This window comes from Brevibacillus choshinensis (assembly GCF_016811915.1).
Classification (GTDB): domain Bacteria; phylum Bacillota; class Bacilli; order Brevibacillales; family Brevibacillaceae; genus Brevibacillus; species Brevibacillus choshinensis_A.
Genome location: NZ_CP069127.1, coordinates 5,961,324 through 5,983,893 on the forward strand (window position 1 = coordinate 5,961,324; position 22,570 = coordinate 5,983,893).

Sequence of the window (22,570 nt, forward strand, 5' to 3'; positions counted from 1 at the left end):
CCCCTTTCAAAAAGGGACTTGTTCTTACAGGGTGAACTTGCCTACACCGTGCTGCAGTTCTTCCGCTACGGCTTTCAAACGCTCCACCGAATCAGCAATCTCCTGAATCGCTTGCAGCTGTTCTGCTGTCGCCTCGACAACCGTCTGTGCATCTTCGGAGGCGTGCTTGGCAATATGATGCATTTCGTCGACGGATGCGCTGACTTGCTCCGATCCCGCAGACATTTGTTCTGATGCCGCTGAAACCTCCAGGATGTGTCCAGCCACATTACGGGACGAATCGAGGATATGAGCGAAAATGTCGCGCACTTCTTCGATGAGCTGAATGCCTTCCTGCGCGTTTTGATTCCCCTCGTTCATTACTTCAACCGCATGGCGGGTATCCTGCTGGATTTCGCTAATCAGCTGGGCAATTTGGGATGCCGATGCTTCCGATTGATTGGCGAGGTTCTTCACTTCGCCTGCCACGACCGCAAAGCCACGCCCATGCTCGCCGGCGCGTGCCGCCTCGATGGAAGCGTTCAGCGCAAGCAAATTGATTTGCGATGTCAATTGACTGATGGTATCGAGGATTCCCTCAATTTCTTTGGAACGTCCATTGAGTCGCTCGATCGCTTCTGCAGCTTTGCTGGTGCCTTCTCCGATGCTGCCCATTTGTCTCACGGCCTGCTCTACGACCGCCGTACCTTGTTCTGCTTGCGAGGTTGCCTCACGTGCCGCTTCGGATACGTATGAAGAGGTCTCCGCAATTTTCACGATACCTACGGCCATATCGTTCATGGACAAAGCCACTTCTGAAGAGCTGTTAGCCTGTGCCTGTGACCCTTCGGAAATTTGAGCGATGGAGGCCCCAATTCGGTTGACGTTATCAGTCGCATGCTCAATACCTGCGGAAACTTCCTGTGTAAACCGCAGCACCTGGTCAGACGACAGCGATACTCCTTCAATCAAATCCTTCAGGTGCGAAACCGTCTGGTTAAAGTCACGCGACAATACGGCGATCTCGTCTTTCCCTTCCACTGTCACCGTTTCCGTCAAATTGCCTTGTGCCACGACGTTGACTGCATGATTCAGGCGCTGGATAGGCTTGACCAAACGGACGGCCAGGAAGTACACGAGCAAGATGCCGATGATGAGAACTGCCAGAGAAATGACCACCAGTTTGATGGACAGTTCATTTACCGGAGCATGCAGCTCGACTGTCGGAGCCGTAATGAATACGCCCCAGTTCATTTTCGTGCTGGCGAATGAAGCAAATTGCGCCATTTCATTCTGTTTGTATTGAATGATTCCATGGTTTCCTTGCTGGATCGCTTCAAATGCTGTCTGAAGCTCTGGAATATTGGTTTTCAATAGCGATTCCTTCAAGATCAAGTCGGCAGTGGGATGCCAGATGTACGTTCCCTTTTTGCTGACCAAAAAGGCATAGCCGCTTTGCCCGAATTTTTCCATGGAAACGGTCTTTTGAATTTCATTGATCGGAATCGTGGAACCGACATAGCCATACTGGCGATTGTCCTTCATCAACGGAACAATGACGGTCACGATGTTATTGCCTGTCCGCTGCGAGATCACAGGCTCAGAGACAATGATCTTCCCTTCCCCCTTGCCGGCTTCCTGAAAGTGAGGACGGTCAGAAGGATTGGTCTCTTCCCCTTTGAAGTTGATAACCTTTGTGCCACTTAAGTCATAGGAAAAGAAAAATGTCTCAAACTCTGGATTTTTCTTTTGGGCCTCTTGGATCAGCTTCAGGTCGTGATCAAAATTGTTATCGGATGAAATCATCTCTCCTATGGTTTCAACGATCCCAATTTTCTCTTGGAAGAAACTGTCGATTCGGATGGAAAGGTTACTCGCAGCCAGTTCAGCTTCCTTATCCAAGCTGGAAGCCAATAGCTTTGAGGAGCTCCAATAGCTGGCACCGCACACGGTACCGAGGCTGATGACCAGGAGCAGACACATGACGACAATCAACTTTCTCCTTAAGCTAGCTTTCATTCGTTTGGTCCTCCTATCCTTTTATTGCCAACAAAAAAAAGACTGCCATCCGACAGCCTCTTGCGCTTACGGTCTGGCAACCCGGCTATCTTAGCAGCTATATCTGTCTATACCGCCTTAGACCCGTGGCTTTGCGTCCCTGCCTTTCAACAGGTTTGCCTTTGTCATTTTTTGTCGTTTTAATGTGCTAAAAGCACTATATCATAATGTGGAAAATAATGGACCTATTTTTCATATTTTTTACAAAAAGACTGTTCATTTATTACACTCCATATTTATCCACTTTGTTTTACTTCCCATTTACACTCACAGATAAACCATTTATTTTAACGAAAAATAAACAAGCTGATTCCATCTCTTCCTAGGAATCAGCTTATCTCGTATATTCTCACTTACTTCAGTACGTAATCCGCCAGTACACTCTGAACCTCATAGATGTTCAGATTTTTGTTGAATTGCCTTTGCAGTGGCATCTGGCTGCCGGAAATGTAGATTTTGAGTTCCGCATCCAGGTCAAAGCTGCCCGCCGTTTCAATGCTGAAGTGGGTAATGCTTTTGTACGGGATGGAATGAAACTCCACCTTTTTTCCTGTCAGCCCCTGTTTGTCAATCAGAATCAATCGTTTATCCGTAAAGATAAAAAGATCCCGAATCAAGCGGTACGCTTTCTCAATCCGTTCATTTCGTCCGAGAATGTGGCCAAATTCATTCTGAGCCTCGGCGACACTGACCTCTGACGCATTCCCCATTAACCCGTCAAACAACCCCATCCCTTTTCCCCCGTTCCTTGGACATTTGCACATATGGGTAAATATACCATTTTTATGGCAACCTGCACACGCAGGCCTATGCAAAAAAAACCGGCCGAACTGGCCAGTTTATCACGTTGCTTTACCAATGCTGCGGAAAGATGCCTTGCTGCTGTTGCGGGTACATCCCTTGCTGCTGTTGTGGATACATCCCTTGTTGCTGTTGTGGAAACGTCCCTTGCGGCTGCTGTGGATACGTCCCCGGCGCAAACGGCGATCCCTGCCCAAATCCGGACTGTGGCGGAACTGGCGCTTGCTGATAGGGAAGCTGATAGCCGTATACCTGCGGCTGCTGGTTTGCAAGACCTTGGACTTGGCCTTGGTAGCAATTGACAGGGGGCCCGATGAAAGTCGACATCTGAATAGGAGAAATCGTGTCCCTCCACTGCGCCTCATTCAGGCAGTATGTGTGAGCCATGATATTGCTCGGCGTCAGGCGCAGGATATCCGATGCGAGAATAACCTCTGGTATCGGTGCGTTAAAAATAGCAATCAGATGGGTGTTGTCTTCGGTCGCTACTTCCCAATGCCACCAGCCTTGGGGGACGTTGGCTACTTGACCGGGTGTGACGCGGTAAGTCGAGACTTGATTCGTAAACGGATTAATGAATGAGACGTTCGCCGAACCGGAAGCACAGTACACCAGCTCTGCAGCATTTTGATGATAATGAGGCTCCACCACATTGCTCTGGCTCATAAAGATATCAAGCAGGGAGACATTGTCCAGTGAATTCAAGGTCTGCGTCGACAGCACATTGATGTAGTTTTGCTGGTCTTTGGTAAACAACCGGTTTCTATTTACATCATCAAAGTATTGAATGGAAGGAGATGTATAGTCCAGGTACAGAGTCATTCCAGATTTCAGCCCCGCTTTTCACAATTTTTCCTACCTCATATCCATATGTGATGGGCTACAGGTACGTTCGCCTATTTGCCTGGAAAGTTATAAGCTCAAGCGACGCAACAACAAAAAGCTGACAGCCCGTTCCCGGTGTCAGCTTGATTTCATTTGGTCATTGGTTTAGCTCAATCCAACTATCTGTCCATCTTCATCGATATAGAGCGACTCTGCTGCCGGTTTTTTCGGCAGGCCCGGCATGGTGACCAGACTGCCCGTCAGAGCAACGATAAAGCCAGCCCCAGCCGAGATGCGCACCTCACTTACAGAAATGGTGAAGTCTGTCGGCGCTCCCAGTATGTCTGCCCGATCCGTAAAGGAATACGGCGTTTTGGCCATGCAGACAGGCAGATGGGAAAGTCCCATCTCCTCAATCTTTTGGATGGTCTTCAGAGCTGCAGGCGAAAAGACAACTCCCGACCCACGGTAAATCTCTTTCACGACCGTCTCGATTTTTTGAGAAACCGACAGCTCCTCTTCATACAGAAAGCGGAAGGTGGATGGCTGTTCGGCCGCACGCGCCACTTTTTCTGCCAGTTCGATTCCGCCCTTGCTGCCTTCAGCCCAGACGTCAGAGAGTGCCGCTTCCGCACCCAACTGTTGGCAAAGATCGATGACGGCCTCAATCTCTTGTTGTGTATCCGTCGCGAAATGATTGATGGCGACCACCGCAGGTACGCCAAACTTCTGCAGATTCTCGATATGGCGGCGGACATTGGCGAAGCCCCGTTTCAAGGCATCCAGATTTTCCACTGACAGATCCGCTACTTTTACGCCGCCATTGTATTTTAAAGCGCGAACCGTAATGACGACTACAGCCGCATCAGGCGTCAGCCCCGCTTTCCGGCACTTGATGTCAAAAAACTTCTCAGCTCCCAAATCTGCTCCGAACCCAGCCTCGGTCACGACGTAGTCTGCCAGCTTGAGCGCCGTCTTGGTCCCGATGACACTGCTGCATCCATGTGCAATGTTAGCAAATGGCCCACCGTGAATGAGGACAGGGGTACCTTCAATCGTCTGCACCAGATTAGGTTTGATTGCTTCCTTTAAGAGAACGCACATGGCTTCTACCGCATGTATTTCTTTGGCCCGAACCGGCTCATCGTCAAAATCATAGCCGATAATGATGTTATTCAAACGCTCCCGCAAATCAGCCAGATTTTCACTCAGGCACAAGATCGCCATGATTTCGGATGCAGTCGTAATCATGAATCCATCTTCGCGCGCCATTCCATTCCCGTCACCCAAACCGACTACGATGTTGCGCAAGGCGCGGTCATTCATGTCCATGGCGCGTTTCCACACGACCTTTTTCGGATTCAATCGGCGGGAATTTCCTTGGAAGATATGATTATCGATCATGGCAGCCAACAGATTGTGTGCTGAAGTGATCGCATGGATGTCGCCCGTAAAATGGAGGTTAATTTCGTCAGCCGGCAGAATTTGCGCACCACCACTCCCCGTAGCTCCACCCTTTATCCCCATGCACGGACCAAGAGATGGCTCCCGGAGTGCGGCAATCGTCTTTTTCCCTAATGCATTCAGCGACTGGGACAATCCAATCGTTGTGAGTGTTTTTCCAGCGCCTGCCGGGTTGGGATTCATCGCTGTCACGAGGATCAGCTTTCCGTCTGGACGATCCTTCACCTTTTCCCACAGTTCATCCGAAATTTTGGCCTTAAACTTTCCGTACAGTTCCAGGTCTTGCTCTTCGATACCTGCTATCTTGGCAATCTCGACAATCGGCTTCATGCGCGCCTCCCTGCAATCGGTGAATTCGTTGTTTCATGACCAACTTCTACATTCCACATTGTAGTCACTTCTCCTTTCCCCAGAAACTCATTTGGGGAAAAATTAGGGGATTTGGCTACGTCAAGCAAAAAACCCGCACTCTGTAGGGTACACAGCGTACGGGCTTTGTAGGATTACGCTCCAAAAATTTTCCCCGGGTTCAAAATGCCAGTCGGGTCCAATACGTGTTTCATCGATTGCATGACATCGAGTGCTGCTCCATGCTCGATGCGTTGGTACTTGGCTTTACCCACGCCGACGCCGTGTTCTCCCGTGCACGTCCCGCCTCGGCTGAGCGCGTACTCCACGAGATGGGCATTCAGCTTCTCGGCATTCGCCACTTCAGCCGGATCGTTCAGATCGATCATCAAAATGACGTGATAATTGCCATCTCCGACGTGACCCAGGATTGCACCGTCCAAGCCCGATCCATCGATGGCAGCTCTCGCATCGACGACGGCACCGGCAAGCTCTGAAAACGGGACGCATACATCGGTCACCATCATCTTTTTCCCCGGTGACTTGTGGATAAAGGCGTACGCCATGTTGTGTCGCACATCCCACAGCTGCGCCCGCGCTTTGGAATCTGTCTCAAACAGGAACTCCGTGCATCCGTGCTCGCCCGCGATCGTTTGGGCAAACTCGACATCGTGCGAAAGACCCTGTTCGCTTCCATGAAACTCGATAAACAGCGTAGGATTTTCCGGATAGCTGGTTTCCTTGTAAGCATTCACCTGACGGATGGAGCGCTCGTCAATCAACTCAATGCGCGCTACCGGAATACCTGCTGAAAGGATGTCCACTACCGTATCTACTGCATCCTGAACGGTAGGGAAGCAGGCACGCGACGCCATTGTTGCCTCTGGAATCCCGTATACCCGCAACGTCAACTCCGTGAAGACGCCGAGCGTCCCTTCCGATCCCACGAAAAGTCCGGTCAAATGATAGCCAGACGATGATTTTGCCGTCATGCTCCCGGTGTGGATGATTCGTCCATCTGCCAGCACGACTTCCAGGTCGCGCACATTATCCCTCATCACGCCGTAACGAACGGATGTGGTGCCGCTCGCATTCGTCGCCGCCATTCCGCCTAATGTAGCGTCGGCTCCTGGATCCACTGAGAAAAATAGTCCGTGCTTTTTCAGCTCCTTGTTGAGCTGTGTGCGCGTCACACCTGGCTGCACCCGAACTAAAAAATCCTGCGGGCGAACCTCCAGCACTTGATTCATCAGAGAAAAATCCAGGCTGATCCCGCCATGGTAAGGAATCGCGTGTCCTTCCAGGCTGCTTCCCAATCCAAACGGGGTGACAGCGATGTGCCGCTCGCTCGCCAGCTTCATGATTTCGCTGACCTCTTGGGCCGATTGCGGAAACACCACGACATCCGGCAAATGTGGCGTGTGATACGATTCATCGTGACTGTGATGTTCGAGAACGGTCGGGTTTGTCGTGACACGCTCGTCTCCCAGCCAATCCTTTAATTGTTGAATGTAATCCACGGATAGCGCCTCCTCGTTACTTACTCATTTCCACCAGCCACAAGCTGATTTCCGGTACGTAGGTGATGAGCATCAAATCGACGATCATGAGGATCAAGAATGGAATCGCTGCTCTCTCAATCGCGGAATTGGACAGCTTGGCGATATTGCCGGCTACCAAGAGATTGAGTCCCACCGGCGGCGTCAGCATACCAATCGCGGAGTTGACGACCATGATCACCCCGAACAACACCGGGTCGATTCCCAACGCATTGGTGATCGGCAAAAGAATCGGAGTCATGAGGATAATCGTGACCGCCGTCTCCATAAACGTGCCCAGGATCAGCAGCAAAACGTTGATGATGAGCAAAGTGATAAATGCGCTATCGGTAATCCCCAGCATGAATTGGGCAATTTCCTGAGGAATATTTTCCCTGGTCATAATGAACCCGAATGCATTGGCTGTCGCGATGATGAGCATGATCACAGCCGTCATGCTTGCCGAGCCCGCAAAAATTTCACCCAAGTCTCTCCATTTGATTTCTCGGTAGACGAAAAGGCCAATCACCAAGCCGTATACCACAGCGACAACAGCTGCTTCTGTAGAAGTGAAAATACCACCGTAAATACCGCCTAAAATAATGACAGGCATGAGAATGGCCAAGATGGCATCCTTAAAGGCTTGCCAAATGTCCGCCAGGGAGTGCTTTTCGCCACCGCCCCAACCATTTTTCTTGCTGATCCAGAATGAATAGAGAATAAGGGAGATCGCTACCAGAATCCCAGGCCCAATCCCGGCAATGAACAAATCGTTGATGGAAGTGCTGGCTGCTACTCCATACAAAACCATCGGAACGCTGGGCGGAATCATGACGCCGATCGTCCCACCCGCTGCGTGCAGAGCAGCAGAAAAGCGAATATCGTACCCCTTTTTGACCATGTGCGGGATGAGAATTCCCCCTACGGCAGCAGTGGTCGCGGCAGATGAACCGGAAATCGCAGCAAAAAATGTACAACCCATTACCGCCACGATCGCCAATCCTCCAGGGAGAGTTCCGACAAGCGTATTGGCAAAGCGAATCAGCCTTGCCGATATCCCGCCCGTTTCCATGAGCTTACCCGCGAGCAGGAAGAACGGAACTGCCATCAAAGGGAAAGAGTCCGTCCCGTTGAACATTTTTTGAATGACGACCAAAAGAGGAATGTTTCCCTCTACCATAAAGGCAACGACTACCGAGAGCCCTAATGCGACAGCTATCGGAACATTGATGATCAGGAGAACCAAGAGTGTCAGAAAAAGCACGGTACCCACAATCGATTCACTCCTTCCCGGTGATATCTTTCCAAGTTACATGGAGAACGTTCATGATGAGCAGGACACCGCTGATCGGAATCACCATGTAGACGTAGCCCATGGGAACGAGCAGAGTGGGGGAGGTCTGCGTCATGCTTCGCGCAGCCAAGGCATACCCTTGTTGAACCATGACCACAAAAAAGAAAATGCTAAGAATCGCAGCAAGACTCAGGACGATCTTGTTCATCAAAGGAGACAAAAACTTCTGAATATATTCGGTGCCGATATGGGCTCTGATGGCCATCGCATAGGCTGAGCCGAGAAAGGTGATCCAAATCAGCAAATAACGGGCGAGCTCCTCCGTCCAGGCAAGCGGCTGGTCCAGGAAAAACCGGAACAGCACCTGCAGGAATACCGCTACGACCATCACAGCAAGCAGAGCCACCACGATGAAGCGAGTGAAACTGTTTATTTTGGAAATAAGGGTGCTCACACGATTTCTCCTTTCGCAGGGAAAGGGGGAGAAAAGCCCTGTCGCTCCTCTCCCTTCCTCCGATTATTTCGTATTCATGATCTCATCAACCAGCTCTTTGCCAAACTGACCGGAGAATTTGTCGTATACAGGCTTCATCGCATCGCGGAACGCTGCTTTGTCCACGTCTTCGGTGATCACTACGCCCTTCGACTTGATATCGTTAATCGCTTCCTGCTCCATTTTGATCATCAGTTCACGCTCGTACTGACCCGCTTTTTGCGCTTCTTCGGAGATCAGCTGCTGCACATCAGCAGGGAGCTTGTCCCATACAGGCTTGCTGAACAAGATCAGAGCCGCAGAGTATACGTGACCAGTCAGAGACATGTGTGTTTGTTTGGAATCGTACAGCTTGTAAGTTTGGGCTACGATTGCAGGGTTCTCCTGAGCGTCTACTACGCCTTGCTGCAAGGCAGTCAGTGCTTCTGTCCATGCCATCGGGGTTGGTTTTGCGCCCAATGCTTCAAAAGCAGCCAAGTGGATCGGATTTTCTTGTGTACGAATCTTCATGCCCTGAACATCAGCAGGTGTCTTGATGTCTTTCGTTCCATTTGTAATGTGGCGGAAACCATTTTCAGCCCAAGCCAGGCCAACGAGGTTTGCACTGCTCAAGTCTTTCAAGATGTCTTGGCCCACTTTTCCGTCCAAGACCTTGTATGCTTGCTCACGGCTCTCAAACAAAAATGGCAGGTCGAGCACACCCAATTTTGAATAGAAGTTGGTTACCGGTGCCGTAGAAGTAATCGACATATCTGCCGTGCCAAACGTAAGCGCTTCCGTCAGTTCGCGTTCAGCACCGAGCTGGCTCAATGGATATACTTCGATTTTCACTTTCCCGTTGGAACGCTTCTCCACATCCTCTGCCATCTTTTTCAGCGCCAGATTGTACGGGTGGTCCTCCGTCAGCGAGTGTCCCGCTTTGAATACATAGGTTTGTCCATCACTCTTGGGTGCTTCCGTCTTTGCAGCTTGTCCGCCGCCATTTTGTCCGGAAGGCGCAGCGGATTGCCCGCCGCCTCCCCCACATGCTGTCAGCAATAAAGAAGCGGACATGATTCCTGATAAAAGGAAGCTCCATTTTTTTCGCAACATCTCTCTAATTCCCCCTGGTTCTCTCTTTTTTATTTAATATTGAATTCATTTAATAATATGAAAATTTTAACCGTTTGGCTAGATCCCTCTTCCGCCATCTACGTTCATTACTTCGCCCGTCACGATTTTGGAAAGGTCAGAAGCCAAATACAGAGCGGCCTGCGCAATATCCTCCGGTTGGATCAACGTGCCCAACGGAACGCTGCTGATGAAAATATCCTTCTTGCCCGCTTCGACCTCTGCTTCATCCCCGTTGATGAACTTGCCGAGCATCGGTGTCTCAGCCGGCCCCGGATTGATGACATTCACGCGGATCTTGTAAGGTGCCAGCTCGATCGCAAGCGCCTTGCTCAGCATGATTGCAGCCCCTTTGGAAGCGCAGTACGCATTCAGTCCTGGACGCGCGCGAATTCCGGCGATCGATGCGATGTTGATAATGCTGCCTTTGCTATTGGCCTTCATGTGAGGAACAGCATGGCGCGTCGTCAAGAAAATGGATTTGGTGTTAACAGCCATGGTTCTGTCCCACTGTTCGAGGCTCAGCTCCTCGATGGGCGTGAATGCTTGCGGTACCCCTGCGCAGTTGACGAGTACATCAATCGAGCCGAAAGCAGAGACGGTCTCTTTGACGAGGGCAGCCACGCTCTCGTCGTCGGCCACATCCGTCTGAACGGGAAGTGCCGTACCCTCCGGCAATTCCTTTGCTGCCTGCTCAGCTGCCGCCTTGTTCAAATCTGCCAGAACGACCTTGGCCCCCTGCTCGGCAAAAAGGGTAGCGATGGCTTTCCCCATACCTGATCCTGCACCCGTTACAATTGCGGTTTTTCCTGCCAAAAGCTGTCCGTTCATAGATTGATCACCACCATCCTCTCTTCAGTCATTTCCTCAACGGCATAACGTGGGCCCTCTTTGCCGAGACCACTGTTCTTGACGCCTCCATAAGGCATCACGTCATTGCGATAGGTTGAAACGTCATTGATGACGACACCGCCGTATTCGAGCACACGCGCCGCTTTCATCGCGATATTCAGATCCCGGGTGAAAATGCCAGCCTGAAGCCCGTAATCGGAGTTGTTCGCCTGCGCAAAAGCATCGTCCAAATCACGGTAAGGAATGATCGTTACCACAGGGGCAAAAACTTCACGGCATACGACTTTCATCTCGGGCTTGGTATCCACCAGCACAGCGGGATAGAACAGAGCTCCCTCCCGTTTCACCGGCAGCAGGGATTTCGCCCCTTGGCTGATCGCTTCCAGCACCCATTCCTCCGTACGGCTCGCTTCCTTTTCACTGATCATAGGCCCTACATCTGTCGTCGGATCTTCCGGGTCGCCCACTTTCAGCTGTTTGACCTCGCTGATGTACAGGTCTGTAAATTCAGAGATCACATCTTCATGGACGTAGATGCGCTGCACCGCGATGCAAGCCTGCCCTGCATTGTGGAAGCTGCGAGCTGCAGTCTGGCGGGCTGCCAGCTCCAGATCGGCATCGTGATGAACGATGTTCGGCGAGTTGTTGCCGAGCTCCAAAGCTACCGGGCGCATGCCGCTGCGTTCCTTGATATGGCGTCCTACTTCCCCTGAGCCAGTGAAGGTGTACATCGCGATACGCTCTTCGTCGAGGAGCCATTCGCCCACCTCGCTGCCTGCTCCCGTGACGATGTTGATGTAGCCTTTGGGCAATCCCGCTTCCTCCAAAACCTCCAGCAGCAGGAACGTCGCGATCGGAGTCACCGTTGCCGGCTTGACGACGAGAGTGTTTCCAGCCGCGATAGCCGGAGCGATCTTGTGCGTGCTGAGCAGGAGGGGGTAGTTGAATGGCGTAATGGCGCCAATCACTCCCTTTGGTACACGGATGGTGAAGCCGAGGCGATTTTCGGAGCCTTCTGTCGCCTGCAGGGGGATCATTTCGCCGTGAATCTTTTTAGCTTCCTCTGCAGATAGACGGAGCGTATTGATGGTGCGATCCAGTTCATTCATCGCATCCTTGCGCGTTTTGCCCACTTCACGAATCAGGGAAAGCTCCATCTCATCCCGGCGCGCTTCCATCAATTCAGACGCTTTCAGCAAAATCTTGTAGCGCTGAAAAGGAGTCAGTGCGTCCGACTTGAACGTCTTCGCCGCCTTCTCCACTGCATCCGATACATGATGCTGCTGCGCTTTGGCTATTTGCGCGATGCACTCTCCTGTGTATTTGTGGTAAACAGGGATGTAGCTGTCTGCCTTTACCCATTCGCCACCGATGTACAGATCATACGATTTCGTTTCCATTCTCCCATTGCCTCCCTCTATGTCTATTTGGTTGCCTCATAGATCTGGCGAACGATCTCGTCGCCCAGCTCCCTCGTCGTTGCCTTGCCTCCCAGGTCAGGTGTCAGCACTTTTCCATCTACCAGCACTTGCTCGATCGCATTCATGATGACTCCACTAATTTCCGGCAGATCGAGATGATCCATCATCATGCTGAGGCTCCAGATTTGCGCGATCGGATTGGCACTCCCTTTGCCTGCGATATCAGGAGCAGAGCCATGAATCGGCTCGAACATGGAAGGATACTTGCGCTCCGGATTGATGTTGGCTGATGGCGCCAGTCCCAGTCCGCCAACGATTGCCGCTCCGAGATCCGTGAGAATATCGCCGAACAGATTGCTCGCCACGACCACATCAAATGTCTCCGGACGAGTAATAAAGTAAGCCGCCAAAGCGTCAATGTGATAAAGCGTCGTATGGACATCGGGATGCTCCTGGCTGATTTCTTTGACGATTTCATCCCAGAATGGCATCGAATGGTTAATTCCATTGGACTTCGTCGCCGCTGTCAGTCTCTTTTTCGGCTTCTTCTCCGCGAGAGAGTAGGCGTATTTCAAAATGCGCTCGGTGCCGTATCGCGTAAACACGTTGTTTTGGACGGCCATTTCGTATGGCGTACCCTGGTGCATCCGTCCGCCCATGTTGGAATACTCGCCCTCGGTATTTTCCCTGACGACGACGAAATCCAGATCGGCATGCTCTTTGTAACGCAAGGGGCTCTCCAACCCTTTGAGCAGCTTTACGGGGCGCAGGTTTACATACTGCTGAAAAGCACGGCGGATCGGCAAAATCAATTCCCAGACCGAGACATGATCAGGAACTTCCGGCGCTCCGACGGCACCGAGTAGGATTAGATCGTAGTCTTTTAATGTATCCAATCCATTTTCCGGCATCATCCTGCCATGCGTGAGGTAGTAGTTGCAATTCCAATCCATCACATCATTGGCAAAACGAATACCACCATGGCTTTCTTCAATTGCTTTCAATACTTTTAATCCTTCGTCCATCACTTCGGGACCGATTCCATCTCCCGGAATCACTGCGATTGAATAATGAAGCAATCGTCTCCCCCCTTTGAATGATCAAAATTTTTTGACGATATCGACCTCCTAATACTTGCACGTTTAATGCCAACCTTTATCATAAGGGCCATCTATGATAAAACGCTTTCAAGACAAGCGTAGAAAAATGTCAGTTCCTGCCGATTGCCTACATTCGCAACGAAGTGTTGCAACATAACGCTGCAACACTTCGCTCACTTGATATCGTATTGTTTCATCTTGCGCCACAGAGTGGTTCGATCCATTCCAAGCACCTTCGCAGCGAGCGTTTTGTTGTGCCTCGCTTGCTGCAGCGCATGGACAATCTTGACCGCTTCCGGCTCCAGCCTTCCATGATGCACGACTTCCTGAATACGTTGCGAGACTTTCTTTTTGGCAAACAAGAAGTCGACGTTTTCCCTCGTTACCCTTCCGCCTTTGGACAACAGGACCATTCGCTCTACGACATTGCGCAGCTCCCTTACGTTGCCTGGCCAATGATAGTCCTGAAAGAGCCGGTAGATGTCCTCGTCGATTCTCTCCACCTTTTGCTCATGCTGCTCATTGAGCTCCAGAACCATACTCTCGACTAACAAGGGAATATCCGACAGGCGTTCCCGCAGCGGCGGGATTTCGAGCCCCAGCATGTTGATCCGGTAATACAGATCCGCGCGAAAACGCTCCCGCTCAATTTCATCTGCCAAATCACGGTTTGTTGCGGCAACGATCCGCACATCAACCGGAATGATCCTCTCTCCGCCGACCCGTCTTACCCTGCGCTCCTGCAACACTCGGAGCAGCAACACCTGAATGCGCAGCGGCATCTCACCGATTTCGTCGAGAAAGAGCGTCCCCCCATGGGCCAGTTCAAACAGCCCGGGCTTTCCTCCCTTTTTCGCACCCGTAAATGCCCCATCCTCGTAGCCAAACAGCTCGCTCTCCAAGAGACTTTCGGGCAAGGCTGCGCAGTTGACTGCCAAGAACGGCCCAACTGCCCGCGGACTCTCCAGGTGAATCCCTTGGGCAAACAATTCCTTGCCCGTTCCCGATTCCCCTGTGATCAAGACCGTTGCATTGGTCCTGGCAAACATGGCCGCCTGTTCCTTCGTGGCGACCAGCTCAGGCGAACAACCGATGATGCTATCGAGTCGGTATCTGGCTTCCAAGCCATTCTCATGCAGCTTCTTGCGCAAGGACATCTCCATCTTTTGAATGTCGCTGATCTCTTTAAAATTGGAGACTGCCCCCACAATCTGATCTTTTACGATGACGGGTATCCGGTTGATGACGATCGAACGGTCGAGAACCGTCGCCACATCGCCCAGCTCCTGCCGTCCCGTCTTCAATACGCGAAGCATATCCGAATGAGGGATGTAGTCCGTAATCGGCTTGCCCATCACATCACCGGTCAGTCCCAGGAGCATTTTGGCATGCTCGTTCACCAGGGTGATCTGGCTGTGACGATCGACAGCAATCACGGCATCATGCGCCGAATTGACCACCGCTTCCATCAGATGCTTTTCCCGCAATCGATCCCTTGTGTAGGTGATCAAGGACTCTGCCTGCTGTACGGTCCGGCGCAGCGTAGCGACGGATGGCTCTATCAGATGCCACTCGCCTTTTGGCGGCTTGGCAGGGAGCGTATGCCTGCCCCAGATCGGTGTCAGGTACATGACCCCCTCTGCCTCTACCCGCCAATTCTCCCGCGGCCGAAACAGACACGCCTCACCCAGCACGTCTGGTTCCAGCTCATGTTCCCGCTCCAGCCACAGCTTTTCCTTTTCGGAGCCGCATACGACGACGAGCTGCCGGCTCCCCTCCATTTTGGGTACTCGCTCCCACGTCCTTTTCACATCATTCATATCGATAGACAGACTCAGCACCGGCAACGAGAAGGATTCGAGCTCCTCTCCATACGGTTCCGTGGTGATGACCACAAACGGATTCATCATCTGGTCGATAATGGACTTGATTGAATAAAAGTACCCAATCGGATGGCCGCTGCAATCCAACAGGGAAGCGATTTTTCTCTCCATCTCTTTATCCAGCCTGTATAGGGCGATCATAGTTCCTCCTGGTTCACCTGTGGCAAAATGCGATAATCCGCCATTTTGCGGTACAGCGTATTCCGGCCGATCTGGAGCAGCTTTGCCGCTTGGGTGACATTGCCTCCACTGGCGTTCAACGCCTTTTTAATAGCCTGACATTCGGTCTCGCGCAAGGACATCATGCCGATCTCGGATGAAGCAGGGCCCTCTTCCAAGTTTTCGAGTTGAATGTGCTCGCAATCAATTTCATCCTCATCCGTCAAAAAGGCAGCCTGTATGAGAACCCCCTGCAGCTCCCGAACATTTCCCGGCCACGAATAGGAAGTGAGCATGGCCTTGGCCTCTCTGGTCAGGGAGATGGAGCGTTCCGGGGCGATTTGCTTGATCTGATTTTCAGCCAGCTCCAAAATATCGCTTCTTTTGCGCAAAGGCGGCAGCTCGACCAAGACCCCTTTCAGCCTGTAATACAGATCCGCGCGAAATCGTCCGGCCTTGATCTCATCCGGCAAATTTCTGTGAGTAGCCGCTACGACTCTGGCGTGCACGGGCCTTGACTGATTGCTTCCCACAGGCGTCACCACTTTTTCCTGCAGCACCCGGAGCAAGGCTGCCTGCGCCCGCAGTGACATATCCCCGATCTCGTCCAGGAAGATCGTTCCCTTCCTGGCTGCTTCAAACTTGCCGATTCGGCCTTCGCGGTGGGCACCGGTAAAAGATCCGCCCTCGTAGCCGAATAATTCACTCTCGATTAAATTTTCCGATATCGAACTGCAGTTTACCGCCACGAAAGGCTCCTGGGCTCGCGGGCCCGTCTGGTGAATCATCTGGGCAAATAGCTCCTTGCCCGTACCGCTTTCTCCCAAAATCATAACAGGGAAATCGACTTGGGCGGCTTTCTGCGCCAATATTTTCGCTTGGAGAAAGAGGGGGCACGAGCCAGCCAGCCGAGGGAACGGCTTGAGAGGAACGGGTGGCGTCTGTGCCCTCGCCCTCAGAGGCGCAGATGGCCACATCTTGCGTCGATCATCTTTCAGTGTACGAGCATGACCCTCATGCTGCGGATCCAGCTCCTTGCCCAGCACATCCGCACCGAGCAGCTGCTTCGCACTCCGATTCAGACCCACGATACGCTCGTCACGATCCAAACCAACGAGTGGCAGCCATTGCTGCGAGCGCTTCCCGCTGTAAGTACCCGAAACCGCCATCACGCGTTCTGCATCAGCAAACAGAAAGCGGTTCTGCAGGGCCTCGGCAATCATGCAGACGATCGTCAAGGCAAACGGATGGGTATACTCTTTTCTTGTACTAATATCGATCACGCCTAGCAGCTCTCCCGCAGGCGAAAAAATCGGAGCAGACGAGCAGGTCAGAAATTGGTTCTCCCGGAAGTAATGCTGCTCTCCATGTATTTGTATCGGCTGCTGGGAAATCAAAGCTGTGCCTATGGCATTGGTTCCTTTGTTGCTCTCCTGCCAGTTCGCCCCGATCTGCAGCTGTACTTTCTGGGCATGATCGGCAAAAACGGGGTCGCCTACTGTATGGATAATGTTGCCGTTTCGATCGGACAGCAGGGCGATATGCTCCGTCGAGAGCAAGAACGGAGACAGCTTGTTGAATAGAGGTAAGCTTTCGCGAATCAGAGGGTGATTTTCCTGAATGATTTCTTTGATTCGACTGGTGGAAATGATCTGGTCATTCGCCTTTTGTGTGGCAATGAGGTTCGATTCCTGGCAGCGCTTCCAAGATTGCTGGACAATCGTTGACAACACTCTTCCCTCCCTCAAAAATCATTCCTATCCATTATAGCATGAGTTGGTCATGTGTCAGTTGTTCCGAAATGGAACACTCCCTGTTCCAATCCGGTGCACTTTTGCCTCATTCCTTTTTTGAAAACGCTGACACATCGGGGGTTTTTCGATTGGTACGGGTTTTGCTTTTAAGGAATCACGTAAAGACCTTACTAGAGATATGAGGAGGCGTTCGCATGATCTATGCTCAGCCCGGCCAGGCCGGTTCAAAGGTGACGTTCAAACATCGCTACGAGAACTACATTGGTGGCAATTGGGTTCCGCCAGTGAAAGGGGAGTACTTTGAAAACGTGACGCCGGTCACCGGCAAAGTGTTTTGCGAGGTAGCTCGTTCCACTGCTGAAGATATCGAATTGGCACTCGATGCGGCGCACGAGGCAAGGGCAGCATGGGGACGCACTTCTGTAGCACAGCGCTCGAACATCCTGCTCAAAATCGCGGATCGCATGGAAGCGAACCTGGAGCTTTTGGCGACAGCGGAGACATGGGAAAACGGCAAGCCCGTGCGAGAAACATTGGCCGCTGACATTCCTTTGGCGATCGATCATTTCCGCTACTTCGCAGGCGCGATTCGTGCGCAGGAAAGCACGCTCGGTGAAATCGACAACGATACGGTAGCATACCACTTCCATGAGCCACTCGGTGTGGTCGGGCAAATCATTCCGTGGAACTTCCCGTTGTTGATGGCTACGTGGAAGCTCGCCCCTGCACTGGCTGCCGGGAACTGCGTGGTACTCAAGCCTGCGGAGCAAACACCCGCATCCATCATGGTACTGATGGAGCTGATCGGTGACCTCTTGCCTCCAGGTGTCGTCAACGTGGTAAACGGCTTCGGTCTGGAAGCCGGTAAACCGCTGGCGTCGAGCAACCGCATCGCGAAAATCGCCTTTACGGGTGAAACGACAACAGGCCGTTTGATCATGCAATACGCCTCTCAAAATATCATTCCGGTTACCTTGGAGCTTGGCGGCAAATCTCCGAACATCTTCTTCCCGGATGTGTTTGCAAAAGACGACGCTTTCTTTAACAAGGCAATCGAAGGCTTCGTCCTATTCGCCCTCAACCAAGGCGAGGTCTGCACATGCCCATCCCGCGCCCTGATTCACGAGAGCATTTACGAGCCGTTCATGGAGCGCGCCCTCCAGCGTGTAGCCAACATCAAGCAGGGCAACCCACTGGATAGCGACACTATGATCGGTGCGCAAGCCTCTCTCGAACAGGTGGAAAAAATCCTTTCCTATCTGGACATCGGCAAGCAAGAAGGGGCAGATTGCCTCATTGGCGGAAACCGCGCTCAGCTGGAAGGCGATCTGGCAGAAGGCTACTACATTCAACCGACGGTCTTTAAAGGCCACAACAAAATGCGCATCTTCCAGGAAGAAATTTTTGGTCCAGTCGTATCCGTCACGACCTTCAAAGATACGGAAGAAGCGCTGGCGATTGCAAATGACACGCTGTACGGCTTGGGCTCCGGCGTATGGACCCGCGACGTGAACACGGCGTATCGCATGGGCCGTGAAATACAGGCGGGCCGCGTGTGGACCAACTGCTACCACGCTTACCCTGCTCACGCTGCATTTGGCGGATACAAAATGTCCGGTATCGGCCGTGAGACACACAAAATGATGCTCGGCCATTACCAACAAACCAAAAACCTGCTCGTCAGCTACAGCGATCAGGCTCTCGGCTTCTTTTGATCGATGAGTCGGCAGGAGAAAGTACTCGCTACCGAAGCGGCCCTGCAGTTGATCGATCGACTTCGCGCCAAACACGGCGACCTGATGTTTCATCAGTCAGGGGGCTGCTGCGATGGCAGCTCCCCCATGTGCTATCCGTTGGGCGAATTCCTCATCGGGGATCAGGATGTGCTGCTGGGTGAGATCGGCGGATGCCCGTTCTACATGGGGAAAGCTCAGTACGAGTACTGGAAGCACACGCAGCTCATCATCGATGTGGTGAACGGCCGCGGCGGCATGTTTTCTCTCGAAGAACCGGAAGGCATGCGATTTTTGACACGTTCGCGCGTCTTCCCCGAACAGGAATAAAAATGAAGACCGTACCGCCTGGATGAAGGCTGGCACGGTCTTTTTGTATCCGCTACAAAGTGTAAACGTTAATCATGGACCTAAAAAATTCGCCCATTGGCGATTTTTAAGGTTCAAACGTTTCTCCGTAGCCAAGGACGATGACCTTGGTATCTGGATAGTCCGCCAATAGTTCTTCGAGGTCATGATCTTTGTTCATCATCACTTTCACGATCGGAAACGCAGCGAGCAACTGCGAAAGCGCTTCTGGAGCTGGCGTCGTCTCGCGAGTCGGAAACGTATGGCTCGGTATGACATAGGAGACATTTAGGAGTTGTTTGACCGCATAGGCGGCTTCTTTTGGTCCCATCGTAAAGTGGCCGGATGAAGAGAGAATGGCAATGTCCGGTTGATATACGTCTGAGATCAGTTTCAAATCCATTGTGAGCGCGGTATCCCCAGAATGATACAAGGTTTGATCATTGGCAAAAGCAAAGATGTAACCGGCTGCTTCCCCCGCATAAATCGGCGTTCCCTCTGTTTCCTTGTACGAAGAAGTGTGCCTAGCAGGTACCATGGTGACCGTTACATCGTCTAAATAGACACTTCCCCCCAGATTGATGGGAAATACATTTCGAATCCCTTGTTGAAGTAAGATCAGGGCGAGTTCGTATTGAGCCACGACCATCACGTCAGGCTTTTTTTCGATCAATTTGGCAAGTCCGCTGCTATGATCGAAGTGTCCATGGGTCAAAAACACAGCATCCACGGATTGATAAAAGTCGTCGTTGTCATAAGCCGGAGGAAAACCGGGATTGAGATCAAAAAACGGATCGATCAAATAGGTTTTCTTGGCTTTGCTAGTCAACCGATACATAGCGTGTCCGAGACGAGTGATTTGCACGAATACATCCTCCTTTTAGGGTCACTAGTAGGGTTTATGTTCGATACATTCCGCTTATTCATATTTTGCAAAACCCTCGTATCATTCGGATCATGATAGCAGCACGTAAAGAAACCCAAGCAAAATTGCTTGGGTTTTGTCCGGGAAGTCTACCATTATTGTGAAAGCTATTTTCACGATCGCTGACGACTCGGCTTCTTGTGGGTTTTGGGGCCAGTAGGCTTATGAGCTTTTGCTTTTGTCCCTGCTGGTTTCCCTCGTTTGCTGCCACCGCGGTCTCCTTCACGGCTAGAACCGAAGGACCGCTCGCGATCCGAACGGCCGGAATTGCGGTTAGAGCTGTTGGCTGCCCGCTGCGCATTTTTTGGCTTTTCGTTACGGCTGCTTGGGCGTTCGCTTCCATTCGGCTTGCGAGTGAAACGGTCCTGCTGACGATCGTCACTCTTCGCGTTGCGATCAAAGCCGTCTTGCTGGCGCCCATGCCCCTTTGTCGGTTGATCAAACCGATCCTGCTGGCGTTCACCCTTCTTCGGCTTTCTGTCAAAACGGTCCTGCTGACGCTCGTCGCTTTTCGCCTTCCGCCCGAAGCCGCTACCCTTACGTTCGACACCTTTCCCGCTCGGCTGTTCACGCTTGGCCCCGCGAGAGGCATTGTCCCTTCGCCTTGTCTTGTCGTGCTTGGCTTCGCGCGGCTGTGACTCCTCCGCCCTCGCTCTGCCCTGCCTTTCAAGCGACATTCCGATCCCTTTTTCAATCAATTCCAGTTGAGAGCGATCCTTTGGTGTTACTAGAGTAAAGGCAATCCCCCGCTCCCCCGCCCGGCCTGTCCGACCGATCCGATGGATATAGCTATCCACATCTTCCGGGATATCGTAGTTAAACACATGCGTGACGCCTTCCACATCCAGGCCTCGAGCAGCCACATCGGTTGCTACGAGGAATTGAATGCGCACCTCGCGGAAACGCCTCATGACGTCTTCCCGCTTCGCCTGTGACAAATCGCCGTGCAGCTCGTCAGACATAAAGTCAAATCCTTGGAGAGCGGCATTCAGCGCGCTCGCTCTGCGTTTCGTGCGGCAAAAGATGACAGCCAGAAACGGCCGATGTTCTTCGAGCAGGCTGCGCAGCGTGGTTTGCTTGGCCCGATCGGTCGTCTCCACGACAATTTGCTTGATATCATCAAGCGTGATACGTTTTCCTTGTACGCGAATATCCTCTGGCTGTCGCATGAAGCGGTTGGCCAGGGAGCGCACCTGCGTCGGCATCGTGGCAGAAAACAGCATCGTCTGCCGATCCCACGGCGTCTGTCCGATGATCTCTTCCACTTCTGGGAGAAAACCCATATGCAGCATCTGGTCCGCTTCGTCGAGGACGAGGGTCGATACAGTCGATAGATCAATGGTTCCCCGTCTCATATGATCCAGCAGTCGTCCAGGTGTAGCGATCACGATTTGTTTTTTGCCTTCTAGCTTTCTCATTTGTCGCGCTACATCTTGTCCCCCGTAAACAGCGAGGACATGGATCTCGTCGAGCTTTTCTGTCAGCTTCTTCACTTCCGCTGTGATCTGCAGGGCTAGCTCCCGCGTAGGCGTGAGAATCAATGACTGCACATGCGTAACTTCAGGATCGGCCTGCTCCAAAATCGGCAGAACAAAAGCTAGCGTTTTTCCCGTACCCGTTTGCGCCTGAGAGATCACGTCTTTTCCCTTGAGTGCCACTGGGATTGTTTGGCCCTGGACCGGTGTCGGTTCGGTAATCCCATTTTCTTTCAATGCATCTAGTAGTTCCTTGCGAATTCCTAAAGCCAAAAAGTCAGCCAGATTAGCCATCTCCATTCTTGTTCTACGGCCGTGTGCATTATTTTGTGCAAACAGCCATTCCGATAAAATACCGTACACCATCACGAGGCTTCTCAAACGTAACGCCTCGCTGGTAGTAAATCTCCACTTGGGAAAAGCGGACAAACAGTTCTTCGAATTCCTCCGGCGTCAGCTGATGGACATGAAACGGCTCACTCGTCTGCTGTCCTCTGCCTCTGCCAAAAGGACTCGACACAACCAGCACTCCGCCAGGCTTTAGCATGCGGTACAGATTGTCCATGAAAAGGAGATCATCTTCCACATGCTCGATCGTCTCAAAGCTCAAAATGGTATCGAACTGCCCCAATTTCTCTGGAAGCTCAGGGTCGATTGCATTTTCTTTTCGATAGGTGATCTTTTGATGGTTGTACTCCCTGTTTGCATAAGCAAGGGTCTCCTCATCTATATCCACCGCGACCAGCTCGACCAGCTCTCGTTTTCTGTCCTTGGCTACCATATGGCTTCCATACCCTGTACCGCAGGCGATATCCAGAACCCTGCCCCGGATGTACGGAGTAGCGAAGTAATAGCGGGCAATGTGCTCCAGCAGCATGCCATTGGTCGGTTTCATCAGTTTGGGAATGATTCGTTCCCCTGTCCATTCTAGCAAATCAATCACCGTTTTCCTGGTATTCTTCTTCACATCTTACCTCATTCTCTGGGGAGAAGAAAATCCTAGGTAGCTT

The 22,570-nt window shown here is 51.9% G+C and carries 17 protein-coding genes, 1 pseudogene and 1 riboswitch; of the genes and pseudogenes, 2 read left to right on the forward strand and 16 right to left on the reverse strand.

Annotated elements, in window-relative coordinates; genetic code table 11:
* Nucleotides 1–24 precede the first annotated feature (24 nt).
* The 13 genes and pseudogenes from JNE38_RS29600 to JNE38_RS29660 form a co-directional block, all read right to left on the reverse strand.
* Nucleotides 25–1,998: a methyl-accepting chemotaxis protein gene (locus JNE38_RS29600; protein ID WP_203354586.1), complete on the reverse strand. Its 1,974-nt coding sequence runs from the start codon at nt 1,996–1,998 to the stop codon at nt 25–27.
* Nucleotides 1,999–2,070: 72 nt separating this feature from the next.
* Nucleotides 2,071–2,168: riboswitch (cyclic di-GMP riboswitch) on the reverse strand.
* A gap of 222 nt (nt 2,169–2,390) precedes the next feature.
* Nucleotides 2,391–2,768 (reverse strand): PH domain-containing protein, encoded by a 378-nt coding sequence (locus JNE38_RS29605; protein ID WP_203354587.1) that lies wholly within the window; start codon nt 2,766–2,768, stop codon nt 2,391–2,393.
* Between the two features lie 121 nt (nt 2,769–2,889).
* The gene (locus JNE38_RS29610) at nt 2,890–3,660 is read right to left on the reverse strand and encodes a cupin domain-containing protein (protein WP_203354588.1); all 771 of its coding nucleotides are present in this window, start codon (nt 3,658–3,660) and stop codon (nt 2,890–2,892) included.
* 168 nt (nt 3,661–3,828) lie between these two features.
* Nucleotides 3,829–5,469 (reverse strand): annotated as a pseudogene (locus tag JNE38_RS29615) (formate--tetrahydrofolate ligase); the annotation flags it as partial.
* A gap of 161 nt (nt 5,470–5,630) precedes the next feature.
* Entirely contained in the window at nt 5,631–6,995 is a 1,365-nt protein-coding gene (locus JNE38_RS29620; protein ID WP_203354590.1) for an FAD-binding oxidoreductase, read from the reverse strand.
* A 16-nt stretch (nt 6,996–7,011) separates the two neighbouring features.
* A complete protein-coding gene (locus JNE38_RS29625) occupies nt 7,012–8,286 on the reverse strand; it encodes a TRAP transporter large permease (protein WP_203354591.1) in 1,275 nt (424 codons plus the stop codon).
* 7 nt (nt 8,287–8,293) lie between these two features.
* Entirely contained in the window at nt 8,294–8,761 is a 468-nt protein-coding gene (locus JNE38_RS29630) for a TRAP transporter small permease (RefSeq protein WP_203354592.1), read from the reverse strand.
* Nucleotides 8,762–8,824: 63 nt separating this feature from the next.
* Nucleotides 8,825–9,892 (reverse strand): TRAP transporter substrate-binding protein, encoded by a 1,068-nt coding sequence (locus tag JNE38_RS29635; RefSeq protein WP_203354593.1) that lies wholly within the window; start codon nt 9,890–9,892, stop codon nt 8,825–8,827.
* Between the two features lie 78 nt (nt 9,893–9,970).
* The gene (locus JNE38_RS29640) at nt 9,971–10,741 is read right to left on the reverse strand and encodes an SDR family oxidoreductase (protein WP_203354594.1); all 771 of its coding nucleotides are present in this window, start codon (nt 10,739–10,741) and stop codon (nt 9,971–9,973) included.
* A complete protein-coding gene (locus tag JNE38_RS29645) occupies nt 10,738–12,162 on the reverse strand; it encodes an aldehyde dehydrogenase family protein (protein WP_203354595.1) in 1,425 nt (474 codons plus the stop codon). Before JNE38_RS29645 ends, JNE38_RS29640 begins: the two co-directional genes overlap by 4 nt.
* A 23-nt stretch (nt 12,163–12,185) precedes the next feature.
* Nucleotides 12,186–13,262 carry a tartrate dehydrogenase gene (locus JNE38_RS29650; protein ID WP_203354596.1) on the reverse strand — a complete coding sequence of 359 codons (1,077 nt, stop codon included), beginning with the start codon at nt 13,260–13,262 and terminating at the stop codon, nt 12,186–12,188.
* 194 nt (nt 13,263–13,456) lie between these two features.
* Nucleotides 13,457–15,307, reverse strand: coding sequence for a sigma-54 interaction domain-containing protein (locus JNE38_RS29655; protein ID WP_203354597.1), 1,851 nt, complete (start codon nt 15,305–15,307; stop codon nt 13,457–13,459).
* Nucleotides 15,304–17,055 carry a sigma-54-dependent Fis family transcriptional regulator gene (locus JNE38_RS29660; RefSeq protein WP_203354598.1) on the reverse strand — a complete coding sequence of 584 codons (1,752 nt, stop codon included), beginning with the start codon at nt 17,053–17,055 and terminating at the stop codon, nt 15,304–15,306. Before JNE38_RS29660 ends, JNE38_RS29655 begins: the two co-directional genes overlap by 4 nt.
* A gap of 218 nt (nt 17,056–17,273) precedes the next feature.
* Between JNE38_RS29660 and adh the strand changes: the two genes are divergently transcribed.
* Entirely contained in the window at nt 17,274–18,794 is a 1,521-nt protein-coding gene (adh, locus tag JNE38_RS29665) for an aldehyde dehydrogenase (protein WP_203354599.1), read from the forward strand.
* A 3-nt stretch (nt 18,795–18,797) separates the two neighbouring features.
* A complete protein-coding gene (locus tag JNE38_RS29670) occupies nt 18,798–19,142 on the forward strand; it encodes a DUF779 domain-containing protein (protein WP_203354600.1) in 345 nt (114 codons plus the stop codon).
* A 106-nt stretch (nt 19,143–19,248) separates the two neighbouring features.
* Here JNE38_RS29670 and JNE38_RS29675 read toward each other — a convergent pair whose 3' ends face one another.
* The 3 genes from JNE38_RS29675 to JNE38_RS29685 all read right to left on the reverse strand — a co-directional run bounded on the left by JNE38_RS29675 (nt 19,249) and on the right by JNE38_RS29685 (nt 22,455).
* Nucleotides 19,249–20,025, reverse strand: coding sequence for a metal-dependent hydrolase (locus JNE38_RS29675; protein WP_203354601.1), 777 nt, complete (start codon nt 20,023–20,025; stop codon nt 19,249–19,251).
* Between the two features lie 173 nt (nt 20,026–20,198).
* The gene (locus tag JNE38_RS29680) at nt 20,199–21,860 is read right to left on the reverse strand and encodes a DEAD/DEAH box helicase (RefSeq protein WP_203357803.1); all 1,662 of its coding nucleotides are present in this window, start codon (nt 21,858–21,860) and stop codon (nt 20,199–20,201) included.
* Between the two features lie 22 nt (nt 21,861–21,882).
* On the reverse strand, nt 21,883–22,455 hold the full coding sequence (locus JNE38_RS29685; protein ID WP_203357804.1) for a class I SAM-dependent methyltransferase: 573 nt from the start codon (nt 22,453–22,455) through the stop codon (nt 21,883–21,885).
* Nucleotides 22,456–22,570 lie beyond the last annotated feature (115 nt).

Coding starts and splice junctions, on each gene's coding strand:
- JNE38_RS29635 (WP_203354593.1), bottom strand. CDS start 9,892: ATGTTGCGAAAAAAATGGAGCTTCCTTTTATCAGGAATCATGTCCGCT.
- JNE38_RS29680 (WP_203357803.1), bottom strand. CDS start 21,860: ATGGAGATGGCTAATCTGGCTGACTTTTTGGCTTTAGGAATTCGCAAG.
- JNE38_RS29600 (WP_203354586.1), bottom strand. CDS start 1,998: ATGAAAGCTAGCTTAAGGAGAAAGTTGATTGTCGTCATGTGTCTGCTC.
- JNE38_RS29605 (WP_203354587.1), bottom strand. CDS start 2,768: ATGGGGTTGTTTGACGGGTTAATGGGGAATGCGTCAGAGGTCAGTGTC.
- JNE38_RS29670 (WP_203354600.1), top strand. CDS start 18,798: ATGAGTCGGCAGGAGAAAGTACTCGCTACCGAAGCGGCCCTGCAGTTG.
- adh (WP_203354599.1), top strand. CDS start 17,274: ATGATCTATGCTCAGCCCGGCCAGGCCGGTTCAAAGGTGACGTTCAAA.
- JNE38_RS29640 (WP_203354594.1), bottom strand. CDS start 10,741: ATGAACGGACAGCTTTTGGCAGGAAAAACCGCAATTGTAACGGGTGCA.
- JNE38_RS29645 (WP_203354595.1), bottom strand. CDS start 12,162: ATGGAAACGAAATCGTATGATCTGTACATCGGTGGCGAATGGGTAAAG.
- JNE38_RS29685 (WP_203357804.1), bottom strand. CDS start 22,455: ATGAAACCGACCAATGGCATGCTGCTGGAGCACATTGCCCGCTATTAC.
- JNE38_RS29610 (WP_203354588.1), bottom strand. CDS start 3,660: ATGACTCTGTACCTGGACTATACATCTCCTTCCATTCAATACTTTGAT.
- JNE38_RS29655 (WP_203354597.1), bottom strand. CDS start 15,307: ATGATCGCCCTATACAGGCTGGATAAAGAGATGGAGAGAAAAATCGCT.